The following is a 20524-nucleotide window of genomic DNA, read 5'->3' as shown; positions in this document are numbered from 1 at the left end:
CTCATGCACCAATCGTTAACCTCGCGACGTCTTTGATCTCGCGCAAATTGCCCAACGATCCATCTCGAAAATAAAAAAGCGTCTCCTTGTTCCAGCGCAAAGAGCCTTGCTGCAGTGCGCTCATGATGCCGCCGTCGAATTTGGGACGCACAACGCGATGGAGAGCATCATGCTGACGAGAAGGACTGCTTTAATGGGTGCCGCTGTCGCGGCACTGATGATGACCGTACCGGCGATGGCCGGACCGGCAGACGATCTGAAGCTGCCGCGCCAGAAGGTCGATCTGGTCGCTCCGCCCAACGTCCATGCGCACGAGCAGGCGACCAAAGCGGGACCGAAGATCGTTGAGTTCAAGATGACGATCCGCGAGAAAGAAGTCGTCATCGATGATGCCGGCACCAAATTCCATGCCATGACGTTCGATGGATCGATGCCGGGTCCGATGATGGTGCTCCACGAGGGCGACTACATGGAGCTCACGCTGCTCAACCCCGCAACCAACGCCATGCCGCACAATATCGACCTGCATTCGGCGACCGGTGCGCTCGGCGGAGGTGCACTGACCAAGGTCAATCCCGGCGAACAGGTCGTGCTGCGCTGGAAGGCAACGCGCCCCGGCGTCTTCGTCTATCACTGCGCGCCGGAAGGCATGATCCCCTGGCACGTCGTCTCCGGCATGCACGGCACGGTGATGGTGCTGCCGCGCGACGGCCTGAAGGATGCTGAAGGCAAGGCGCTGCGCTACGACAAGATCTTCTATATCGGCGAGAACGAGCTCTATGTGCCGAAGGACGAGAAGGGCAAGTACAAGACCTATGAAACCATCGGCGAATCCTATGCCGACACGACCGAGGTCATGCGCAAGCTGATCCCGACCCACGTGGTGTTCAACGGACGCGTCGGATCGCTCACCGGCAAGAACGCACTGACCGCGAAGGTCGGCGAGACCGTGATGCTCGTGCATTCGCAGGCCAACCGCGATACCCGTCCGCACCTGATCGGCGGGCATGGCGACTATGTCTGGGAAGCCGGCAAGTTCAACAACCCGCCGCAGAAGGATCTCGAGACCTGGTTCATCCGCGGCGGCTCCGCGGGCGCGGCGCTCTATACTTTCCGCGAACCCGGTGTCTACGCCTACGTCAACCACAACCTGATCGAGGCTGTCGAACTGGGCGCCACGGCCCACATCAAGGTAGAAGGCAAGTGGAACGACGACCTGATGAAACAGGTCACCCCTCCCGGCCCGATTCCGCTCGATAAGGTCGGTGCTGCTGACCCGGTGGCCGTCAGCCGCTAGGTGGCGCCGAAACGACGGCCCGCGGTTATCGCCGCGGGCCGTCGCACGAAGAGGAGGCGATGTCATGCTGATCGTGATGAAAGTGAAAGCGGCAATGCTTGCTGGTGCGCTGGCCGCACCGGTTCTGGCAACCATGTGCACGCCGACCTCTCAATCCGAGCCGGATGGCGCCCTGCGCCTCGCTCCAACCTCTTTCAGCTACCGCGCCGCCGGCGATTTTTCCCGAAATGGCCGACCGGTCGAAGGACCGCTGCGTGAACTCCGCCTTCCCGCCGATCTCGTCGTCATGAAACGGCAGGTCACGGTCGGCGAATATCAGCGCTGTGTCGACGACGGCGTCTGTCTGCGCCTTGGCGTTGCCGCACACTCGCCGGACCTCCCCGTCGTCGGCGTCAGCTGGCACGATGCCACAGCTTACGCCGCCTGGCTGACACGCAAGACCGGTATCACCCACCGCTTACCGACGGACGAAGAGTGGATCTTCGCCGCGGCCGAGAAGGCGCGTGACGAAGCGTTGCCGCTGGTCGACCCCGCCGATCCTGCGCAGGCCTGGATTGCCCGCTATGAGGCCGAATCCGGCCGCGACAGGCCCGCCACCATCGCCGCGCAGCCCGGCGGCACGTTCGGCACCAACAGTAAGGGGCTGGATGACCTGGCCGGTAACGTCTGGGAGTGGACGAATACCTGCTTCCTTCGTGTTTCGCTCGGCGGCGGCCAGGAGCGGATCACCAACACCAATTGCGGCGTCCGTGTCGTGCAGGGAGCCCATCGCTCCTACATGACCGACTTCATCCGCGATCCCCGGTCCGGCGGCTGCGCCGCGGGTGTTCCGCCGGCCAATCTTGGCTTCAGGCTCGTCGTGGAGACATCCGAGCCAGCCGCGACCGTAGCGGCCCGCAGCATCGCCAGGCTGCTGCGCCGAACCTGATTTTCCGGAAAGGCCGCCGGGTTGAGCTAGAGCAAAGTCCCTCCGCCGCCAATCCTGTAGATGATCCAAAGGCGGAAGGAGAACAGCAGATGCGATCGGACCTGGCGCAATCCTATGGGCAGGACAGGCTGCCACGCTACACCAGCTACCCCACGGCCCCGCATTTCTCGCCGGCCATCGGCGAGCAGGACTATAGGGGCTGGCTGAAGTCGATATCAGTCCAGCAGCCGGCCTCGATCTATCTGCATGTGCCGTTCTGCCGGTCCATGTGCTGGTACTGCGGCTGCCATACCTCGGTTACCAAGCGTGACGAGCCGATCGCGACCTATGCAGCCGGCCTGCGCACCGAGGCGCAGTCTGTCGCCGAGGCGATCGGCCAGAGACTGCCGATCTCGCACGTTCACTTCGGCGGCGGCACGCCGACGATCATGTCGCCCGAATTGTTTGCCGATCTCGTCGGCGCGCTGCGATATCAGTTCTTCGTCCTGCCGGATGCCGAACTCGCCGTCGAGATCGATCCGCGCACGCTGACCGAGGAGATGACCGACGCGCTCGGCTATTGCGGCGTCAATCGCGCCAGCCTCGGCGTCCAGAGCTTCGATCCCGCCGTGCAGCGTGCCATCAACCGCATACAGAGCTTCGAGCAGACCGCGGCTTCGGTCGAGCGCCTGCGCCGGGTCGGCGTTACGCGGATCAACTTCGACCTGCTCTACGGGCTGCCGCTACAGACGGTGGATTCGTGTCTCGACACCGTCGCCAAATGCATCGAGCTTCGCCCCGATCGGTTTTCGGTGTTCGGTTACGCCCACATTCCGTCCTTCAAGAAACATCAGCGCAAGATCAATGAAGACGCCCTTCCCGACAGCATCGAGCGTCATCTGCAATCTGAGACGATTGCGGAGGCCCTGATGGACGCGGGCTATGTCCGCATCGGCCTCGATCATTTTGCGCTTCCGGACGACAACCTGGCCATCGCCCGGCAGGAGGGCCGGCTGAGGCGCAACTTCCAGGGCTACACCGACGATTCCGCCGACACGCTGATCGGCCTCGGCGCCAGCGCCATCGGCCGCATGCCCCAGGGCTTCATTCAAAACGTCGTTCCGACGCGCGACTATCTCGCGCGCGTCGCCGAGGGCAGGCTCGCCACCGCCAAGGGATACAGGTTCACGGCAGAAGATCGCTTCCGCGCCGACATCATCGAACGAATCATGTGCGATCTTGCCGTCGATCTTCCGCTCATATCGAAACTCCACGGCCGCGACCACCGGTCGGCGATTGTCGATCGGCCACGGATCGAGAGCCTGATCGCGGACGGCGCCGTGACGATGGTCGACGACCGGCTTTCCATCAGCGATGGCGCAGCGTTCCTGGTTCGAAGCGTCGCATCGGCCTTCGATGCCCACCTGGCCCATTCTGCGGCAACGCATAGCCGCGCGGTGTAACCATCTTCATTTCGCCGCGAGGGACGGAGGCCGAGCCTTGTCCAAATATCCGTCGCGGGTTTGCGGGATTTTCGTGTCGAGAATCCGGGACGCCACCAGCGTCCTCAGCACCTGTGCCGTGCCGCCGGCGATCGTGAACATGCGGGCGTCCCGCACCATGCGCTCCAGCGGATAGTCGCGCGAATAGCCGCGGGCGCCGAACAGTTGCAGCGCCTGGTTGGTGACCATATTGGCCGTCTCCGAGGCAATGATTTTCGCCTGCGCGGCGAGAAGCGGATCGGGAAACGGATCGGCGCTGAGCGCGGCCTGATGCAGCGACAGCCTCGCGGCATTGAGCGCGATCGCCATGTCGGCCAGTATCCATTGCAGCCCCTGGAATTCCGCGATCGGCCGCCCGAACTGCTTCCGCTCCTTCACGAACGCCATCGCCTTCTCAAACGCCCCCTGCGCCAGCCCGAGCGCGACCGTTCCGGCGCCCACCCGCTGGCTGTTATAGGCGTCGATCAGATCGGCAAAGCCGCGCCGAAGGCCGCGCGGCGGCAGCACCAGCATGTCCTCCCGGATCTCCAGATCTTCGAAGATGATCTCGGTTTCGGGAATGCCGCGCAGACCCATCGCCGGTTCGCGCTTGCCGATGATGAGGCCGGGCGTCCCCTTGAGCGCAAGAAAGCCGCCGATCCCCTGCTCTTCGCCGCGCTCGTCGAATACCCGCGCGAAGATCAGATGCAGCCTGGAGACCCCGCCGCCCGTGATCCAGTGCTTCTTGCCTCTGACGACATAGGTGTTGCCGTGCTTGTCGGCGCGCGTCGTCATCTCGGTCGCCGCCGAACCAGCTTCCGGCTCGGTGATGCAGATCGCGGGCTTGTCGCCCGAAAGGACGAGATCGGCCGCGAGCCGCTTCTGCTGCTCGGTGCCGTATTGCATGACCGCCGAAATGGCGCCCATGTTGGCTTCGACGGTGATGCGTCCTGTCGCGCCGCAGACCCGCGCCATCTCCTCGATAATCAGCGCGGCTTCGAAATAGCTGCCGCCCCGGCCGCCATGGGATTTCGGAATCGTATAGCCCATGAACCCCGCGGCCTTCAGGGCGGCCACGTTGTCAAACGGATAGGATTCGGTTCGATCGATCTCCGCCGCCTTCGGCGCGAACTCGGCTTCGGCCAGCTCGCGCGCGGCGCTGCGCAGCTTCAATTGCTCGGGCGACAGTTTCATATCCATCCAGGTTTTCCTCCCAGGCACGACAACGGTGTTTTGGATCATTCGGCTCCCAGGCAAGACAAAAGGCAACCGAATAATTTATGATCTCGGCTCGCTTGTCCTACGCCAACCTGAAGCGTCATTGGAGGCCGTCGAGATGTCCAGTTCGAGAACACCGCTGTCCGATCGCTTCGGTCCCGATGCTGCCGAGATCGAATTTGGCGCCGATGCCCCGCCCGTTCATCGTCAGTTGGCGGCACGCGGCTCGGTGCGGAAATTCCGTTCCGACACCGTTCCCTACTCGACCCTGCGGCGATTGTGTGCGCTGGCGCTGTGCGCTCCGACCAAAAGTGACCTTCAACAGCGCGATATCATCATTATCGACGCGCCGTCCCTGAAGTCCGAGATCGCAGCGCTCCTGACCGGCGGGCCACTCGGTCAGAAATGGCTTGCAGACGTCCCGAACCTTCTCATCTTCTGCGGCAACAACCGGCGGCAGCGCCGAATCCACGCGTTGCGCGACAGGCCGTTCGCCAACGATCATCTCGACGCCTTCTTTAATGCCGCCGTCGATGCGGGGATCGCGCTGTCCGCGTTCGTCATTGCCGCCGAGGCCGAGGGGCTCGGCGTCTGTCCGGTCAGCGCAATCCGCAATCATTCGGAGACGCTGTCGCGCCTGCTGAAATTGCCCGATCATGTTTTCCCGGTGGCCGGCCTCGCGGTCGGATATCCTGCGGAAACGCCGCCGCTCAGCATGCGGCTTCCGCTATCCGTAACCGTCCATCGCGACACGTTCCTGGAAGATGGTATCGATGCTGCCATCGAGACCTATGACCGGCGCCGCGCAGCAGCCCAGCCTTACGCGTCGCAACGCTATGTCAGGGAGTTTGGTCTGGCCGACAATTATGGCTGGTCGGAGGACAAGGCCCGGCAGTATGCCCGCCCCGAACGCGCGGACTTCGGCGCCTATGCAAGGCGCATCGGCTTCAAGCTGGATTGATCGAATCGAAGGACACCTTCAGGACCGCTTTAGTTGAACATGTGAATCAGGCCGAGGCTGATCGCGAGCAGCAGCAGCAGCGATAGCGTCACGGCTGCCGTTACCCTGCCTCCGACGGTAGCGAGAACCCGAACGTCAACGCCGAGGCCGAGCGCCGCCATCGAGACAACCGTCAGGAAGCCGGTGATGGCGGTCAGCGGGCCGATCACCGCCACCGGCACGATGTCGATCGAACGCAGGGCCGCTAGCGCCAGAAAGCCGAGGATGAACCAGGGCACCAGCCGGAAGAAGCCTATCCCCTTGCTGCTGCGCGCGCCGCCTTGCAAACGCGGTGCGAGCAGCGAAAGTCCGACCACGATCGGCCCCAGCATCAGGACCCGCATGAGCTTGACCAGCGTGCCGATCTGCGTGCTCACGAGCCCCGCAGGCAGGGTCGCGGCCAGCACCTGCGGGACGGCATAGACCGTGAGGCCGGCCAGAATGCCGTATTGCGTCGCCGACAGTTGCAGGAGCGGAATCAGAAGCGGGAGCCCCAGCACCATCATCACGCCGAGTATCGCAGTAAATGAGATCGACGACGCGATCTCGTCGGCATCGGCGCCGATCACCGGTGCAACCGCGGCAATGGCCGAATTGCCGCAGATGGAATTGCCGCAGGCGATCAGGATCGACAGCCGCGTCGGCAGGCCAAGCATGCGGCTGAGACCGAAACTGAGGCCTAAGGTCGCAACGACGACCGCGGCAATCGCGCCGAGCAAGGCCACACCGGACGCCGCGATCGCGGCAAAGCTGACGGAGGCGCCGAGCAGCATCACGGCCACCTCCAGCAGCTGCTTGGCGCTGAAAGCAATGCCGACCTGCCAGCGCTCGGGCGGCTTCCAGAAGCTGCGCAAGGCCATGCCGAGCAAGATCGCCAGGACCAGCGCCTCCACATAGGGGTGAGCGAACCAGCGCCGCTCGGCGGCTTCCAGCGCGGCCGAAACACCGGCGACGGCGATGCAGAGAACGACGCCCGGAATGAGCGCTGCAAGACGGGTCACGCTGGTCGCCGGTCCATTTCGGCAGGCGGAAGATTCCTCGTCTTGCGGCACGAATTGCTCCTCAGGAAGAAAAATCTATGCGTAATAATGCGATAATTGGGTAATATATTTTCTGTCTGACCCAATAGAGAGAAGTTATGTCCTTGAACCTGCACCTGCTCCGCCTGTTCACCACGGTGGTGAAGACCGGAAGCTTCTCGCGCGCAGCCGATGTGCTTCACATCAGCCAGCCGGCGATCTCGAAGGGCGTTCGGGACTTCGAGCTTCAGGTGGGCTGTCGCCTGCTCGACCGGACGCCGAAGGGCGTGCGGCCGACGCGCGAGGGAAAAGCGCTGGTGCGGCACGCAGAGGCGCTGTTTGCGGCCGAACGCGCGGCCGAGGATGAGTTATTGTCGCTGCGCAACCTCGATAGCGGTTCGCTGCGCATCGGCGCCTCCACCACGATCGCGACCTACATGATAGCGGACTATCTCGGCGCCTTTCACCGCAAGCACCCCGGCATTGACCTCAATCTCGTCAGCGCCAACACCCGGGATGTCGCCGATCTCATGCTGGCGCACGATATCGACATCGCGCTGGTCGAAGGTCCGGTCGAGGATGCCGAACTCGAAAGCCATGCGTGGCGCACCGATGTGATGAGCCTGATCACCGATGCGCGGCACCGCTTCGCCGGCACAGGCCGCGGGATCGAGGCCGCCGCGCTCCGCGACGAAACCCTGATCGTGCGGGAGCCCGGCTCCGGCACGCGCGAGGTGGTGGCACAGGCGCTGGCTGCTGCGGGGATTGAGCCGAAGCGCACATTGGAAATCGGCAGCACCGAGGCGATCAAGCAGGCGGTAGCCGCCGGGCTCGGCGTCGCCATCGTCTCCGGCGCCACGATTTCCGATCAGGTGACGCTTGGGAAACTCAAAGTGGTGCAGATGCGCGACCTGCAGATCGAGCGTACGCTGTGGCAGCTGAAGGTGCCTGGGCGCATAGAAATTCCGGCTGCGACCGCCTTCGAGCGGATCATCTGGCAGGACAAGCCGATCGCCGAGGTAGCCTAGAAAGCCAGGGCCTTGGCGTAGGCGGCGAAGCGGTTGAAGCTGTCGAAGACTCCCGGCTCGAAGAACACTGCGCGGGCGAGCACGATGCCGACAACCAGCGACCAGAACAAACCGGTACCGGCCCACAACAGATATTTGGACGCGCGCGAAGCCGATCCTGCCTCCCTTTCGGGCGCCAGGCGCTCGCCAAACGGCTCATATCGCAAGCGTTCCATTTTGCAGCCAGTCCGTTGATGTCAACGGCAAATGTTGTCCGTTCGGGCGGCTGGTGCAATGGAAGCGATTTGCTTTTTCAGATCATAGAAGGGAAGCAAATTTCCGTAAGGAGCGGTTGCCGAATAACCTTTTTCTTTGTCGTCGCAGGCTTGCCCGGCGGGACGCAGCCTCCCCAATTCCTCAACCTATGAAATCAATGTGTGGGCGGCCGACACATGCTCGACGTGGTCCGGCAAGCGGGGCTGGGGTGTTGCCTACGCGCCCACGGCCAACACGCACCGGCCGCCCATCTCCTGGCAGTCAAGACGCAGCAGGCGATGGCGGTGGCCTGCCATCGGGATGCGCCGGGACCGCCATCCTTGTGCGCGCGGACACGCCCAAGGATACGGAGCAAGGATACGGAGATTGATCGGTGATCAGCCCGCGCCGGCGGTGCGATCACATGCGAGGCGGCAAAAATCATTCATGCGTCAATCCTGGGTTCCCATCTGCGTTGGAGGCGAGTTCTGCCAATCGCTGTGCGCAGGCGGCAGCACGATGAATGCCACGTAAGCGTGAGCGCCGAGAAAGACGAGCAGAATGACGGTCAGCAACAATCGTGTTCGCAGCGACATCGCTTCTCCATGCTGCGCGTGGCGTCGCTCGACATTGACATGACCTCGTGAGTGCGTGCGTCCGGCGTTCAGCGGACGCGATGACGGGAAGCCGTTCACGAATGCGTGTGGCTCTGCCGCGCGTCACGGCGAGGCGCCGCCCGACATCCGAACTATCGCTGCAACTCCAAACGGACCGGGCGGATATGACGCGTATGATAGGTTTGCGCATGATCGAACACCGCGACCCACATGCGCGTATTGCTGCCGATCGGGACATCCGGGTACGCGGCATCGAGCCGCCGTGCCACCTCGAGGGTCCACTTGCCGACGCCCCAGCGCGCCGCACCCCTTACCAGCGCGCGCTGTGCCAGATCATCGGCGAGGATCAATGATCCCGGAATGACCGTGCCGACCGGAATCCGCACGTCGAGATCGGCCGAGTACGGCTCGGACTCCGGCATCGTCATCCACCAGCGGGAGCCTTCGGTGTCGCCCTGATCGGGCTCCAGATCGACCTTGCCGAGTGCGGCATGGGTTGCATTCCAGTCCCTCGGCAGCCGCCTCGGCTGAACCGGACGTTCATATCCGCCGAGCGGCTGCGCCTCGCAATTATCCGCGTATAGCGACATCGCCCGCGCATCCTGAATATAGCCGCCGCGATATGGGAACTCGCCTGCCGCCTGCGCGCGCGTGGGATCAACGGGCAGATCGAAATGATGCCTGTCGATCCATCCCAGCAATCCACCGCTCGATGCCTTCCATTGCCAGACTTCCATGGCCTGGCCCGACACTGATGCGAGGTGCAGTCCGCGCTGCGACAACGTGCTCGGCCTGTCGGCGACCGGCGTCGGCCCGCCACGGTATGTATGATCACCCGGAATGACGATCGGCTCGTTCGTGATCAGCACGGCGAATTTGTCTTCAAAGAACGCGCGTTCGTCGGCGCGATCGTATCGGTCATGCAGGACGTGCCAACCGTCCTCGCGCTTGACGAGCGGCAGATGTTTGAGCGAACGGGTGGGGTCTTCCCAGGTGAAACGGAAGTAGACCCATTTGCCGTCATGCACCGCCCGAATCTCGACCGCCGAATTGCCCTTGCCGCCGAGATTCCCGCCGAACCCCGTGAGCACGGTGACCGGCTTGGCGGATCGCCAGGCTGGATCCGGCGCATCGCCATCGAGCACCGGCGCATCGGCCGCGTCGATGCGCTTGATATAAAGCGTTTCCCCTAACGCCATCCTCCACACCATGATCGAACCAACCGCCAAAAACCCCGCAGTCATCGCCACCAACGACGGACCGGCGGAAAAGACCGGCCGGCGCGATCGAGGCGGGACGCGGCCGGCCAATCTGCGTCCAGCCCCGTCGAACAGTTTGCTGACCAGGTAGCGCGCAAGGAGCTTGCAGCGCAGGCGCTTCGGTGGATGGGAGCGCATGACAATCGAATTCGAAGACATCGTCGACTCGCGTCTTTTGGAATCAAGCCCAATCGCCTGGAGGTTCGTCATGCCGCGATCGAAGCGTGCCGCGCTAGACGCTCGCGTTTTCACCGGCGCAATCCGTCACGCCGTATAGCGAGGACGTGCCGCGCACGCGTCATGTAATCGAACGACATTTGCTGCAGCGATCTATTGAAGATCGGCCCGGCGATTTTCTTTTCAATCTCCCCCAACTGCCTGATTTGCTCGGTGAACGCGGGCGCTAGGTTCGCCTCGCTTCGGATGCGATCGGCAGCTGATGCATGCGCCGTCGCTCTGCACGATGAGGAGTTGAGACCATGGTTGACCTGATCTCCTATGGTCTGCTTTGCTTCGGTGTCTTCGTCGGCGCCTTCGTCTCTGGCCTCGCCGGCTTTGCCTTCTCGGCCGTAGCGGGCGTCTTCGTTCTCCATGTGCGGACGCCCACCGAGGCAGTGCCCCTGATGATGGCATGCAGCATCGTGGTTCAGGGGGTCAGTCTCGGCATTCTGCGCAATCGCATGATATGGCAAGACAGCTTTGCCTTCGTCGTTGGCGGAGTGTTGGGCATTCCACCAGCGCTCTACCTGCTGCAGCGCGTGGAAACCGGCATCTTCCGAATTGGCTTCGGCATCTTCCTGGCAGCCTATGCCGCTTACATGCTCTTCCGTCCGGCCGTCGCGCTGCTGCAGCAGGCGCAGAGCCGGCGCCGGGACGCGATGGTCGGGTTTGCCGGCGGCTTCATCGGAGGTTTGACGGCGATGCCCGGCGCACTGCCCACGATCTGGTGCGACCTGCGCGGATTGCCGAAGAACCAGCAGCGAGGCCTGGTTCAGCCGTTCATCGCGATGATGCAGTTGTCGGCGCTGCTGTTCATGATGTTCCGCGGCGTCATCCCGGCGGACATGGTGACCGACTTCATGATCAGCCTGCCGCCGCTATTGGCGGGAACAGCCGCCGGCATCGTCATGTTCGGACGGGTGAACGAGCTGGCTTTTCGGCGCGTGATTCTCATCATTCTTCTGGTCGCCGGGCTCGGCTTGCTCGCCTGACGCATCGGCAGCGGTCAGGCCCTTCGTTGCCCCCGCGATCCGGCAGCAGCCACTGCCAATGCGGTAGCGGCCGCCCGCGTGCCGACGTCGAGCTTGCCATAGATGCGCTCGAGGCAGTGCTTGATGGTGGCGGGTGCCAGGCCGAGAATACCGGCGATCTCCGCATTGCTCTTGCCGTGCGCCAGCCAGGCCAGGACCTCGGTCTCGCGCGGACTGAGCCCGAGCGAGGCAATGTCCGCGGGCGAAATACGCAGCTTGCGCTCGCTTAGCAGCAGGAAAGGCCCGCCATGGCTATGCAGGATCTGAACCGTGAGGCGCCGGCCATCGCGTTCGACGACAAGCGGCCTCGGCGGCGCAAAGGAAGCCTCTGTCGCAGGCACCTGGCGCCGCAGCCAGTCATCGACCGGTGCAGGCAGCCGGCTTCGATCAGTCCAATGGAAATAGGCGATCAACAAGCCTTGCGCGTGCGGGCTCATGTGGCGAATGCGCCGATCCCGCCCGACGTGAATCGCGGCACTGCCGTCGATCTCCAGGCCCTGAAGCAGCGTGGCAAGCTGCGCCCTGAGATCGCCGGCGGTCTCTGCATAGCGATAGGCTGCCTCGAGATGCGGTGTCAGCAGATCGAGCGTGTGACGATCGCGGTCATCGAAATCGACTTTCTCGCGCATCGCGACGACATGCATCTTGCACGGCCCCGATACGCGAACGGCGACGCCCAGCATGTGCTCGATGTGAAACGGCCGATAGACCTCGTTGTAGAGCGTGGTGCTGTGCCACGATCGCTGACTGACCAGGTCACTCAGCGTCGCCGGCTTAAGGGCTCGGCCGTGGTCCCAATGTTCAAGGAAGGGATGCTCGTGCATGTGCCGCTCAAAAACTTCCCTGACATTGGACACGAACCTGGTTGGCCCTGGGTTCCGGGTCGACGACCAGCGGGCACGCCGCAACGCGGGGTCTATGCCGCTCATATGAAAGCTGTCGCAACCGATCACGCATTGAAGCGATCGCACCATGCCGACCTCGCACTCCTCGGGCGTGCGATATGAGTACAGCTCCTCGACAATTTCCAGGATTGCGTGAAGGTCACGCTGCCGCAATTGCTTCATCTAATGCTCCATATGGCGCGACCGAGCGCCCCGTATCTTTCAAGTGTTTGAATCGCGTTTCTTGGCCGCCATCCCGGCGGCAAAAGCCGGCTGTCAGCCGTGCGTGCCGGCCGCGGCGACGGCCACAGCCGTTGCAGCCGCACGCGAGCCGACGTCGAGCTTTCCGTAGACGCGTTCCAGACAATGTTTGACCGTTGCGGGCGCCAGGCCGAGAATGCCGGCGATCTCCGCATTGCTCTTGCCGTGGGCAAGCCAGGCCAGGACCTCGGTCTCGCGCGGACTTAATCCGAGCGAGGTGATGTCTTCGGGCGCGATGCGAAGCTTCCGTTCGCTCAACAACAGCAAATGCCCGCCCCGTTCGCGCAGGAGCTGAATCGTGAGACGCCGGCCGTCGTGCTCGGCAGTGAACGGCCGCGGCGGCGAGATGGAAATCTCGCGCTCGTGGCGCCGTAACCAATCATCGACCGGCGTTGGCAAGATATTCTGGTCGGTCCAGCGCATGGGAAAATACGCCGCCAGCAACTGATGTGCGCGCGCGCTCATCTGGCGGACGCTCCTGCGCGGCCCAAGCAGAACCGCCGTGCGGCCATCCATCTCAATGCCCTCGCGCAGCGAAGCGAGCTGACCGTCGAGATCGCCGATCGCCTGCGCATTGCGATAGACGGCAGCAAGATGCGGCACCAGCAGCTCGAATATGCGGCACGCGCGTTGATCGAAGTCGAGCGTCTCGCGCAGCCCGACAATATGCACTTCGCGTGGACCGATTGCAGGGAGCGCGACACCGATCAGATGCTCCATGCGAAAGGGACGATAGAGCTCCTTGTAGAGGCCGGTGTCATGCCATTTCGACCGGCTGATCAGATCGCTCAACCTGGTTGGCTTGAGAAGCCCTCGGCCTGGATTCCAATGCAGCAGAAACGGATGCTCGTGCATGTGCTGCGCGATGATTTCGCGCATGTTGGGGATCGCCATCTTCTGGCCGGGATCCAGGTTCGAGGTCCATCGAACGCTCCGCTGCTTCGGATTGACCTCGGCTAGATGCAGGCTGTCGCAGTCCATCAAGCGCATGAGCGGTTCGATGATGCCCGTCTCGCAAGACTCCGGCGTCTGAAATGTATACAATTGCTCGACGACTTCCAGGATCGAGTGAAGGTCGCGCTGCCGCAGCTGCCTCATTCATTGCTCCCAATAGCCAATAGGGCCGAACGCCCCTTGTGACCTGCCGATGCACGGATCAAGTTTCGTGCCACCGCGCCGACAATGGATTCGGCGCGCCTGGCTCCCGCGCTTGTTCTTGCGCCGGGGGCGTCAAGCTCAAACCATTTCAAGTTTGAACCGCGCCAAATTGATGGAGTTGCCCAGTGCCCTTCGTTTTCAGAGCCGAGCGTGAGGCTGCGCACAGGATGCCGGGCATCGACGTGAAGCCAGGTCAATTTACGGCAAATCTTCGACATGTTGGAGTGATCGCAAACGCCCCCGGCCAAAGCGGGAATCCGTTCGGCCGTGGCGGTCCCCATAGCACTCGCTCCGCGACACACTCTGTGATTGCGATCACAAACTGCGATCATCGCGGACAACCGCGGCCTCATAATCGGGTGATCGGCAATGCGCGCGCTTGATCCGGGCGATGTGAGCCAGATGATGACGGCCTTCGAAAGCAGCGAGGCCCGCGCTGGCCGCGCAGGCGCTGCTCGCGAGAGCGAAAATCTCATTGACCTGATTGGCGGCATCTACGAAGCGGCACTCGATCCGGAACAGTGGGCGGGCGTTCTCGACGCTCTCAATGGTTTCATCAACCCCGGCCCGGACCGATTCTTCCCTAGTGGATTGCATCCCCGCGAATGGTTCGATGCGGCGAATGCCATGTTGGAGGAACCGGCCGACGACCTGACATCTGGCAGGTCCATGGGTCGTCGGGCCGGCGCCGCGGAGCACGCGCGGCTGCGCCTCGCGATGGTGCTGCGGCACGTGCGCCGGGCACTGCACATCACAGAAGATATCACACGCAGCCGGGCAGAGGCTGCAGCGCTCGCCGAGACCGTCGATGGCCTCGGCGCTGGGCTCTTCATCGTGGACGCCGCGACCCGGATCCTGCACCTCAACGCCGCCGCACGCCGGCTTCTCGCCGCGGAGGAAGTGCTGTGTTCGCGTGGCGGCCGTTTGGTCGCCTGCGATCCGCAGGCCAACCGAAGCCTGCGCCTGGCCGTAACAGCCGATAGCCCCGCGGATGTGATGCCCGCTCCCTTGGCGTTGATTGCAGCTAACGGCATACGTCGCGTCGGTTACGTACGCCCTCTGAAGACGGCCGCGCGGGCTTACGATGGCCGTTCTCAGGAGGCCGTTGCGGCGGTGCTGGTTTACAAGGCCGGGATGGAATGCCCTCGCCCGCCCGATATCATCGCCAGGTCCTATAACCTCACACCAACTGAACTACGCGTTCTGCTCGCTATCGTCGATGTCGGAGGCACGCCGCAGGTGGCGGCCACGCTTGGGATCGCGCCGAGCACGGTGCGGACCCATGTCGGCCGTCTGTTCGAGAAGACAGGCACCAGGCGACAGGCCGAGCTGGTCCGACTCGTCGCCGGATTTATCAGCCCGTTCCAGAGCGAGTGAGGCGATCAACGCCGGCTCCACGCCTTGCAGCGATGGATATCTGCCGGTGTGTATAAATTATCCGATCGAGCAAGGCGCCGCTCGACCGATACCCGGCATAGCTGGACTCTCCTCACAACGAAGAAGAGGCCGCCGCCTGCATCATGGGAACGCAGACCGCAGTTCAGAACGACCCGCAGAGGACATCGCGTCGGACGCTGAGGCTGCTAATGTCAGCAGTAAATTCCGCGAGCGTTCGCCGCTGTTCACCAGCGTCTTAATCCGCGCAATGGCAGCTTCACCGCGGCGGCCGCCGAATTGAACGTGACACAGCCTGCCGTGAGCCGGATGCTCGGCCAGTTCGAGGAGGATCTCGGCGTCCGCCTGTTCGACCGCAAGGCGGGCCGCGCCGTGCTCACCGAGGAAGGCGAACTCCTGTATCGCCGCGTGCTCGAAGGCTTCCGCAGCATCGAGAGCGGGCTCGTCGAGATCGAGCGGCGCCGCAAGGGCACCGAGACGGTGACGCTGTCGGTGTCCTCTGCCTTCACCACGCATTGGCTGATGCCGCGTATCGACAAGCTGCAGAAGCAGTTTCCGCAAGTCGACCTGCGCTTTCAACTCATCTCTGGCGCGTTGCGCGGACCGGTGGAGAATGTCGATCTCGGCATGCGCTTCCGCGATCGCGACGAACCATCCTCCGGAGGCACTCTGATCATGAAGGAAGTCATGCTGCCGATGTGCAGTCCGGGCTATATGGGGGAGAGCGATCCTACCGAGGGCAACACCATCATCCGTCTGGCCGAGACGCCGGCCGACTGGGCCGCGGATTACGCCTCGCTTCTGACCGGGCACCGCGGGGTAGCCAAGGGGCTGAGCTTCACCGATTATGCCGTGGTGGTGCAGGCCGCCCTCCTAGGTCAGGGCATCGCTCTCGGCTGGCTGACGGTGACCTCGCATTGGCTGCTGACCGGCGCACTGGTGCCGGCCTCCGATACACTGGCCACGACGCGCCGCCTCTGCGAGTTTCTGCCGCCCCGCCACCGGCCCATGCGGCCCATCGCCGCCGAAATCCGAGATTGGATCATCGCACAGATGCGAAAAGAGGTGGCCGCGATCGACCGGCAGTATCCGCAACTTGGATTGATGTCTGCCTGCTACTGAGCTTGCGGGATGGGTTCGCCTTTGCGGCCTTCGGCCCGACCCAGGGCAGCTTGGCAGGTTTACTGACCTGTCAGGGTGGTCATCCTCCGCCTAGCCAACTACCAAGCTCATTCTGGAAACAGCTTGTCCCGAATGTATCGCGAGGTTGGCGTCAGCTTGAGCCCGCGCGGTTTTCGCCAAGCCGCTCTGTCGATCTCCCTCTTGTCGCCGATCTTCAATGGACCTGAAACTTTCTTGGTCAGGAAGATCGCGTCGCTCATCCTTCGGCCGGACCGACGGTTCTTGCCGTTGACCTCCTTCCACAGCCTCAAGTCACCGAGTCTGAGCTTGGGCAGCTCCTCCGTGATCTCGCGCTGGAGACACTTTCTCTCACTCTCGCCGGCCCGCTTGCGGCCGCCCGGAAACATCCAGCGCTTGTCGCGCCGCCGTCTGACCAGGAGCACCCTGCCCTTCCTCGCCACAACAAGCTTTGATGACTTAGCCATTCTCTATTCCGCAAGTTCAATCACAACAGGTTGATGATCGGAAGCATCGGTGGCTTCGTTCACGTCGATGTTGCGAACCTGACTGATCAGATCTTCGGTCACGAAAATAAAGTCGCGACAGTCCGGCCCGTCGGCCCATTGCGCGCGGTCGTAGATTCCGCATGTTGGCGCCCGCGGGCGTCCGGGACGATTGGCGGTCCACGCATCGCGATAATTCAGACCGCGTCGCCCGGAGCGGTCGATCAAGGCGTGCTGGGGATCGGCCATGTCGAAATTGAAATCGCCGCACATCAGGCTCGAGGCCGCAATGGTCTGGCCTCCATACGGCTCGTCATGCCGGGAGCCGGCTTGCCTCGGGCTCTCCGACGCGTCCTGTTGCAAATCCAGCAGCCGCGCGATCTGCGCCGCGCGCTGATCGGCCGAATGAAACTCGAGATGCGTGTTGACGATACGGATCGGGCCGAACGAGGCCTGCACCGTCACTTCCAGGGCGTGCCGGCGCATGCTGCGCACAGTTCCCGCGCCAGGAAACGGCAGCAGGTGATTGGCGATCTGGAGCACCGGCAACCGCGACAGCGTCATGTTGCCGAAGCGGTGGAGGCTGCCCTCTCGATCTATCGTTTCGATCGCCGGCCGGAATATTGCGGAGTAACCGGGCAGCAGGGCTGCGAGCTGCGCGCTCTGGTCGGCGCCATCGCCGAATCTCGAAAAATTGGCGCTCACTTCCTGGAAACAAAACACGTCCGCGTCGAGCGTCTGCCTTGCGACGGCCACGATTCTCGGCAGGTCGGTCAGGCCGTCGCACCCCTTTCCGCACTGTATGTTCCAGGTGAGAAGTCGCATTAACGGATACCCGCGCGCATGAATGACTGAACGAACTGGCGCTGAAACAACAGGAATGCGATCAGCAGCGGCGCCATCGTCATCACGGTCGCCGCCGTGATCACCGACCAGTCCACACCAGTTTCAGGCGCGCCGAACACGGCAAGACCCACCGTGAGCGGACGCGCTTCCACGGAATTCGTGACGATCAGCGGCCACAGGAAGTTGTTCCAGTGATAGCTGACGGAGACGAGGCCGAACGCGACGTAGGTGGGGCGTGCCAACGGCACATAGACCCGCCAAAGTATAACGAGCGGGCCTGCTCCCTCGACCCGGGCTGCCTCGACCAGCTCCTGAGGCACGCTCTTGAACGTCTGGCGCAGCAGGAAGATGCCGAAGGCGCTCGCCATATAAGGCAGCGCGATGGCAGGGATCGTATCGAGCAATCCGAGCATGGCGATTGCGCGATAGTTCTCGACGATGAGAACGTCGGGCATGATCATCAGCTGAAGCAGCACGAGGGCGAAGGCAATGCCGCTGCCCTTGAATTTGAAGCGCGCAAAGGCATAGGCGGCCAACGTCGACAGGACGAGCTGGCCGAATAGGATCAGCGTCACCAGCACGACCGTGTTGAGATAGTACCGGGCGAATGGCGCCTGTTTCCAAGCCCGGGCAAAATTTTCCAGCGTCCACGGTGCGGACAGGCTGAACGACGTGGCATAGGCAGCCGGATGCAGGGCGCTCCAGAAGGCGTAGGCCAACGGCGCGAGCCAGATCAAAGCCAGGAGCCATGCTGCGATGGCTTCGGCGGCGTATGTCCGGCCTCTCATTGGTAGTGGATCCTGCGATCGAGATAGCCGAACTTGATCAGCGCAATCGCGCTCAGGAGCATGAGAAGCACGACCGTCAGCGTTGCCGCGTAGGAGGAATCCTGGAACGTGAAGGCGACCTCATAGATGTAATAGAGCAGCAGCGTACTGGCGTTGTTCGGACCGCCCTTGGTCATGATGACCAGATGGTCCACCAGCTTGAACGAGTTGATGACCGCATTGATGGCCACGAACAGCGTGGTCGGCATCAGCAGCGGGAACGTGATGCGGCGGAACGTGTACCACCGGCTCGCGCCTTCGATCGAGGCGGCTTCATCGAGATCCGGCGAGAGCTGCTGCAGCGCCGCCAGGTAGAAGATCATGAAGAATCCGGCTTCCTTCCAGATCACCATCACGATCAGGCAACCCATCACCGTCGAGGGATCGCCGAGCCAGTTCCAGCCGCCGAGGCCGAACAGCCCGCGCAGTTGATCGAGCGCGCCGTAATCCGGCGTATAGAAGAACAGCCAGATGTTTGCGACGGCGATCATCGGCAGCACGGTCGGCGTGAAATAGGCCAGCCGCAGAAAGCCGCGGCCGCGCATGTTGCGATTGACCCAGACCGCCATGATCAGCGCCAGCGCGATCGAAGTCGGGATCGTGCCGAGCGCAAACCAGAAATTGTTGACCAGCGCCTTCCAGAAGATCGGATCGCCCCCCATCGCCTGGTAGCTGTCCGCCCCGACGAAGACCTCGTTGCCGTTTCGCTTGGTGATGAACAGCGAATGTCGGATCGTCGCCAGGATCGGCCAATGCGTGAACGCAACCAGCAGCACCGCCGCCGGCAACAACAGCAGCCACGCATTCACGGCATTCCACCACGCCTGCGACCGAGCGCGGCGTTCGGGGATTAGCGATGGGGTGGCGAGATTGGTCATTCTAGAGCTGGCGGGATGGCGGCGAATTGCCACCCCGCCATGTCCCCTACTTGGCGGCGCGCAGCACGCGGTCGGACTGCGCCTGCGCGGCGGCCAGCGCTTCCTGGGGCTTCTGCGAGCCCGTGACCGCGGCCTGCACGGCATCGTTCACGAACTTGTAGATACGGCCGTTTTCATGGACGGAGAGCTCCGGCACGGCATGTTCGAGTTGATCGCGCGCGACAGTCGCCTGCGGAAAGCCCTTGGCGTAGTCTTCCATCGCCTTGGTTTTGTAGGCGGCCGGCGACACCGCGACGTAGCCGGTCTTCATACTCCATTCCGCCGCACGCTCGGGCGCCGCCATCCATTGGATGAACTTGACGGCGGCCTTCTGCTGCTCGGGCGAAGCGCTCTTGAAGATGTAGAAGCTGCCGCCGCCGGTCGGCGATCCCCGCCGCTCCTTGGCCGGCAGCATGGCCACGCCGAACTGGAATTTTGCGGCGTCCTTGACGGCCGTGAGGTTACCCGTCGTGTGCCACATCATCGCCGTCTTGCCTTCGAGGAAGTCGGTGCGGAGCGTGGCCCAGTCGATGCTGCCGGTCGGCATGACGTTGTGCTTGCGCGACAGGTCGACCCAGTAGTCGAGCGCGCCGACCGTCTTCGGCGCGGTTAAGTACACTTCGGTGCCGGCCTCGTTCATCATCTTCTGGCCGTTCTCGATGGCGAGCGCCTGCAACATCCAATAGCCGTAGCCGGTCGTCGGGATCTCAACGCCCCAGCGCGTGGTGTTGGCGCCATCCTTCTTGACCAGCTTCTTCGACATCTCGACCATTTCGTCCCAGGACGCCGGCGCCTTCTCGGGATCGAGGCCCGCTTCCTTGAAGGCGTCCTTGTTCCAGTACAGCACGATAGTCGAGCGCTGGAACGGAATGCTCCAGGTCTTGCCGTCGACTTGCCCGTTTGCCATGAACGCCGCGTAGAATTCCTTGAACCAGGCCTTGTCGCTGACGAGGTCGTCAAATGGCACGATGGCATTCTCGTCCATCAGCGTGAACACGTCGGTCGACAGCAATACCGACAGTTGCGGCGGCTGCCCGCCCTTCATGGCGGTCATCGCCTTGGTCATAGTGTCCGTGTAGTTGCCGGCATAGACTGCCGTCACCTTGACGTCCGGATTGTCCTTCTCGAAGCGCGAGACCATGTCGTCGATGATCTTGGTGACGGGACCGCCGACCGCGACCGGATAATACATGGTCAGATCCACCGCGGCAGCTGGACGTGCCCCCATCGAGAGCACGGCAAGTGCGGCTACCATCAACATCGTTCGTCGCGCAAACATCTCTCTCTCCCTCTGTGATCCG

At 63.0% G+C, this 20524-nt stretch carries 21 protein-coding genes; 8 read left to right on the top strand and 13 right to left on the bottom strand.

Annotated elements, in window-relative coordinates:
• Nucleotides 1-169 precede the first annotated feature (169 nt).
• The 3 genes from nirK to hemN all read left to right on the top strand — a co-directional run bounded on the left by nirK (nt 170) and on the right by hemN (nt 3667).
• On the top strand, nt 170-1297 hold the full coding sequence (nirK, locus tag QA643_RS09745; RefSeq protein ID WP_283032964.1) for a copper-containing nitrite reductase: 1128 nt from the start codon (nt 170-172) through the stop codon (nt 1295-1297).
• A gap of 64 nt (nt 1298-1361) precedes the next feature.
• A complete protein-coding gene (locus QA643_RS09740; protein WP_283032963.1) occupies nt 1362-2225 on the top strand; it encodes an SUMF1/EgtB/PvdO family nonheme iron enzyme in 864 nt (287 codons plus the stop codon).
• Nucleotides 2226-2314: 89 nt separating this feature from the next.
• Nucleotides 2315-3667: an oxygen-independent coproporphyrinogen III oxidase gene (gene hemN, locus QA643_RS09735; RefSeq protein WP_283032962.1), complete on the top strand. Its 1353-nt coding sequence runs from the start codon at nt 2315-2317 to the stop codon at nt 3665-3667.
• A gap of 6 nt (nt 3668-3673) precedes the next feature.
• Here the strand turns inward: hemN and acdA are convergent, their stop codons facing one another.
• Nucleotides 3674-4885, bottom strand: coding sequence for a 3-sulfinopropanoyl-CoA desulfinase (acdA, locus tag QA643_RS09730; RefSeq protein ID WP_283032961.1), 1212 nt, complete (start codon nt 4883-4885; stop codon nt 3674-3676).
• 136 nt (nt 4886-5021) lie between these two features.
• Between acdA and QA643_RS09725 the strand changes: the two genes are divergently transcribed.
• Entirely contained in the window at nt 5022-5864 is an 843-nt protein-coding gene (locus tag QA643_RS09725) for a nitroreductase family protein (protein ID WP_283032960.1), read from the top strand.
• A gap of 29 nt (nt 5865-5893) precedes the next feature.
• On the opposite strand, the gene QA643_RS09720 is transcribed toward QA643_RS09725, so the two are convergent.
• A complete protein-coding gene (locus QA643_RS09720) occupies nt 5894-6955 on the bottom strand; it encodes a putative sulfate exporter family transporter (protein ID WP_283032959.1) in 1062 nt (353 codons plus the stop codon).
• Nucleotides 6956-7041: 86 nt separating this feature from the next.
• On the opposite strand from QA643_RS09720, the gene QA643_RS09715 reads away from it, so the two are divergent.
• Nucleotides 7042-7950 (top strand): LysR family transcriptional regulator, encoded by a 909-nt coding sequence (locus QA643_RS09715; protein ID WP_283032958.1) that lies wholly within the window; start codon nt 7042-7044, stop codon nt 7948-7950.
• Here QA643_RS09715 and QA643_RS09710 read toward each other — a convergent pair.
• The 3 genes from QA643_RS09710 to QA643_RS09700 all read right to left on the bottom strand — a co-directional run bounded on the left by QA643_RS09710 (nt 7947) and on the right by QA643_RS09700 (nt 10000).
• Nucleotides 7947-8165 carry a hypothetical protein gene (locus tag QA643_RS09710; protein WP_283032957.1) on the bottom strand — a complete coding sequence of 73 codons (219 nt, stop codon included), beginning with the start codon at nt 8163-8165 and terminating at the stop codon, nt 7947-7949. The genes QA643_RS09715 and QA643_RS09710 overlap by 4 nt on opposite strands.
• A gap of 471 nt (nt 8166-8636) precedes the next feature.
• Entirely contained in the window at nt 8637-8780 is a 144-nt protein-coding gene (locus QA643_RS09705; RefSeq protein WP_283032956.1) for a hypothetical protein, read from the bottom strand.
• Nucleotides 8781-8932: 152 nt separating this feature from the next.
• The gene (locus tag QA643_RS09700; protein WP_283032955.1) at nt 8933-10000 is read right to left on the bottom strand and encodes an ethylbenzene dehydrogenase-related protein; all 1068 of its coding nucleotides are present in this window, start codon (nt 9998-10000) and stop codon (nt 8933-8935) included.
• Between the two features lie 539 nt (nt 10001-10539).
• Between QA643_RS09700 and QA643_RS09695 the strand changes: the two genes are divergently transcribed.
• Entirely contained in the window at nt 10540-11271 is a 732-nt protein-coding gene (locus QA643_RS09695) for a sulfite exporter TauE/SafE family protein (RefSeq protein ID WP_283032954.1), read from the top strand.
• A gap of 14 nt (nt 11272-11285) precedes the next feature.
• Here QA643_RS09695 and QA643_RS09690 read toward each other — a convergent pair whose 3' ends face one another.
• The 3 genes from QA643_RS09690 to QA643_RS09680 all read right to left on the bottom strand — a co-directional run bounded on the left by QA643_RS09690 (nt 11286) and on the right by QA643_RS09680 (nt 13894).
• Complete coding sequence (locus QA643_RS09690) at nt 11286-12134, bottom strand: helix-turn-helix transcriptional regulator (protein ID WP_283032953.1); 849 nt, start codon at nt 12132-12134, stop codon at nt 11286-11288.
• Nucleotides 12135-12470: 336 nt separating this feature from the next.
• Nucleotides 12471-13553, bottom strand: coding sequence for a LuxR family transcriptional regulator (locus QA643_RS09685; protein ID WP_283032952.1), 1083 nt, complete (start codon nt 13551-13553; stop codon nt 12471-12473).
• Entirely contained in the window at nt 13550-13894 is a 345-nt protein-coding gene (locus QA643_RS09680) for a hypothetical protein (protein ID WP_283032951.1), read from the bottom strand. The genes QA643_RS09685 and QA643_RS09680 overlap by 4 nt, the downstream gene beginning before the upstream one ends.
• A gap of 88 nt (nt 13895-13982) precedes the next feature.
• Here QA643_RS09680 and QA643_RS09675 point away from each other — a divergent pair, with 88 nt between their 5' ends.
• Nucleotides 13983-14990: a helix-turn-helix transcriptional regulator gene (locus tag QA643_RS09675; RefSeq protein ID WP_283032950.1), complete on the top strand. Its 1008-nt coding sequence runs from the start codon at nt 13983-13985 to the stop codon at nt 14988-14990.
• A 303-nt stretch (nt 14991-15293) separates the two neighbouring features.
• Nucleotides 15294-16130, top strand: coding sequence for a LysR substrate-binding domain-containing protein (locus QA643_RS09670; RefSeq protein ID WP_283032949.1), 837 nt, complete (start codon nt 15294-15296; stop codon nt 16128-16130).
• Nucleotides 16131-16237: 107 nt separating this feature from the next.
• Here QA643_RS09670 and QA643_RS09665 read toward each other — a convergent pair whose 3' ends face one another.
• The 5 genes from QA643_RS09665 to QA643_RS09645 are packed head-to-tail and all read right to left on the bottom strand — an operon-like array spanning nt 16238 to nt 20484.
• Entirely contained in the window at nt 16238-16615 is a 378-nt protein-coding gene (locus QA643_RS09665; RefSeq protein WP_283032948.1) for an NUDIX hydrolase, read from the bottom strand.
• Between the two features lie 3 nt (nt 16616-16618).
• Nucleotides 16619-17458: an endonuclease/exonuclease/phosphatase family protein gene (locus QA643_RS09660; RefSeq protein WP_283032947.1), complete on the bottom strand. Its 840-nt coding sequence runs from the start codon at nt 17456-17458 to the stop codon at nt 16619-16621.
• Complete coding sequence (locus QA643_RS09655) at nt 17458-18267, bottom strand: carbohydrate ABC transporter permease (RefSeq protein WP_283032946.1); 810 nt, start codon at nt 18265-18267, stop codon at nt 17458-17460. Before QA643_RS09655 ends, QA643_RS09660 begins: the two co-directional genes overlap by 1 nt.
• Entirely contained in the window at nt 18264-19184 is a 921-nt protein-coding gene (locus QA643_RS09650) for a sugar ABC transporter permease (protein WP_283032945.1), read from the bottom strand. Before QA643_RS09650 ends, QA643_RS09655 begins: the two co-directional genes overlap by 4 nt.
• A gap of 46 nt (nt 19185-19230) precedes the next feature.
• Nucleotides 19231-20484, bottom strand: a complete 1254-nt coding sequence (locus QA643_RS09645; RefSeq protein ID WP_283034758.1) for an ABC transporter substrate-binding protein — start codon at nt 20482-20484, stop codon at nt 19231-19233.
• Nucleotides 20485-20524: the final 40 nt, after the last annotated feature.

Origin of the sequence: Bradyrhizobium sp. CB3481 (genome assembly GCF_029714305.1) — a bacterium.
GTDB lineage: Bacteria > Pseudomonadota > Alphaproteobacteria > Rhizobiales > Xanthobacteraceae > Bradyrhizobium.
The sequence above is the reverse complement of the archived record's forward strand: the minus strand, read 5'-3'. Positions and strand labels throughout refer to the sequence as shown.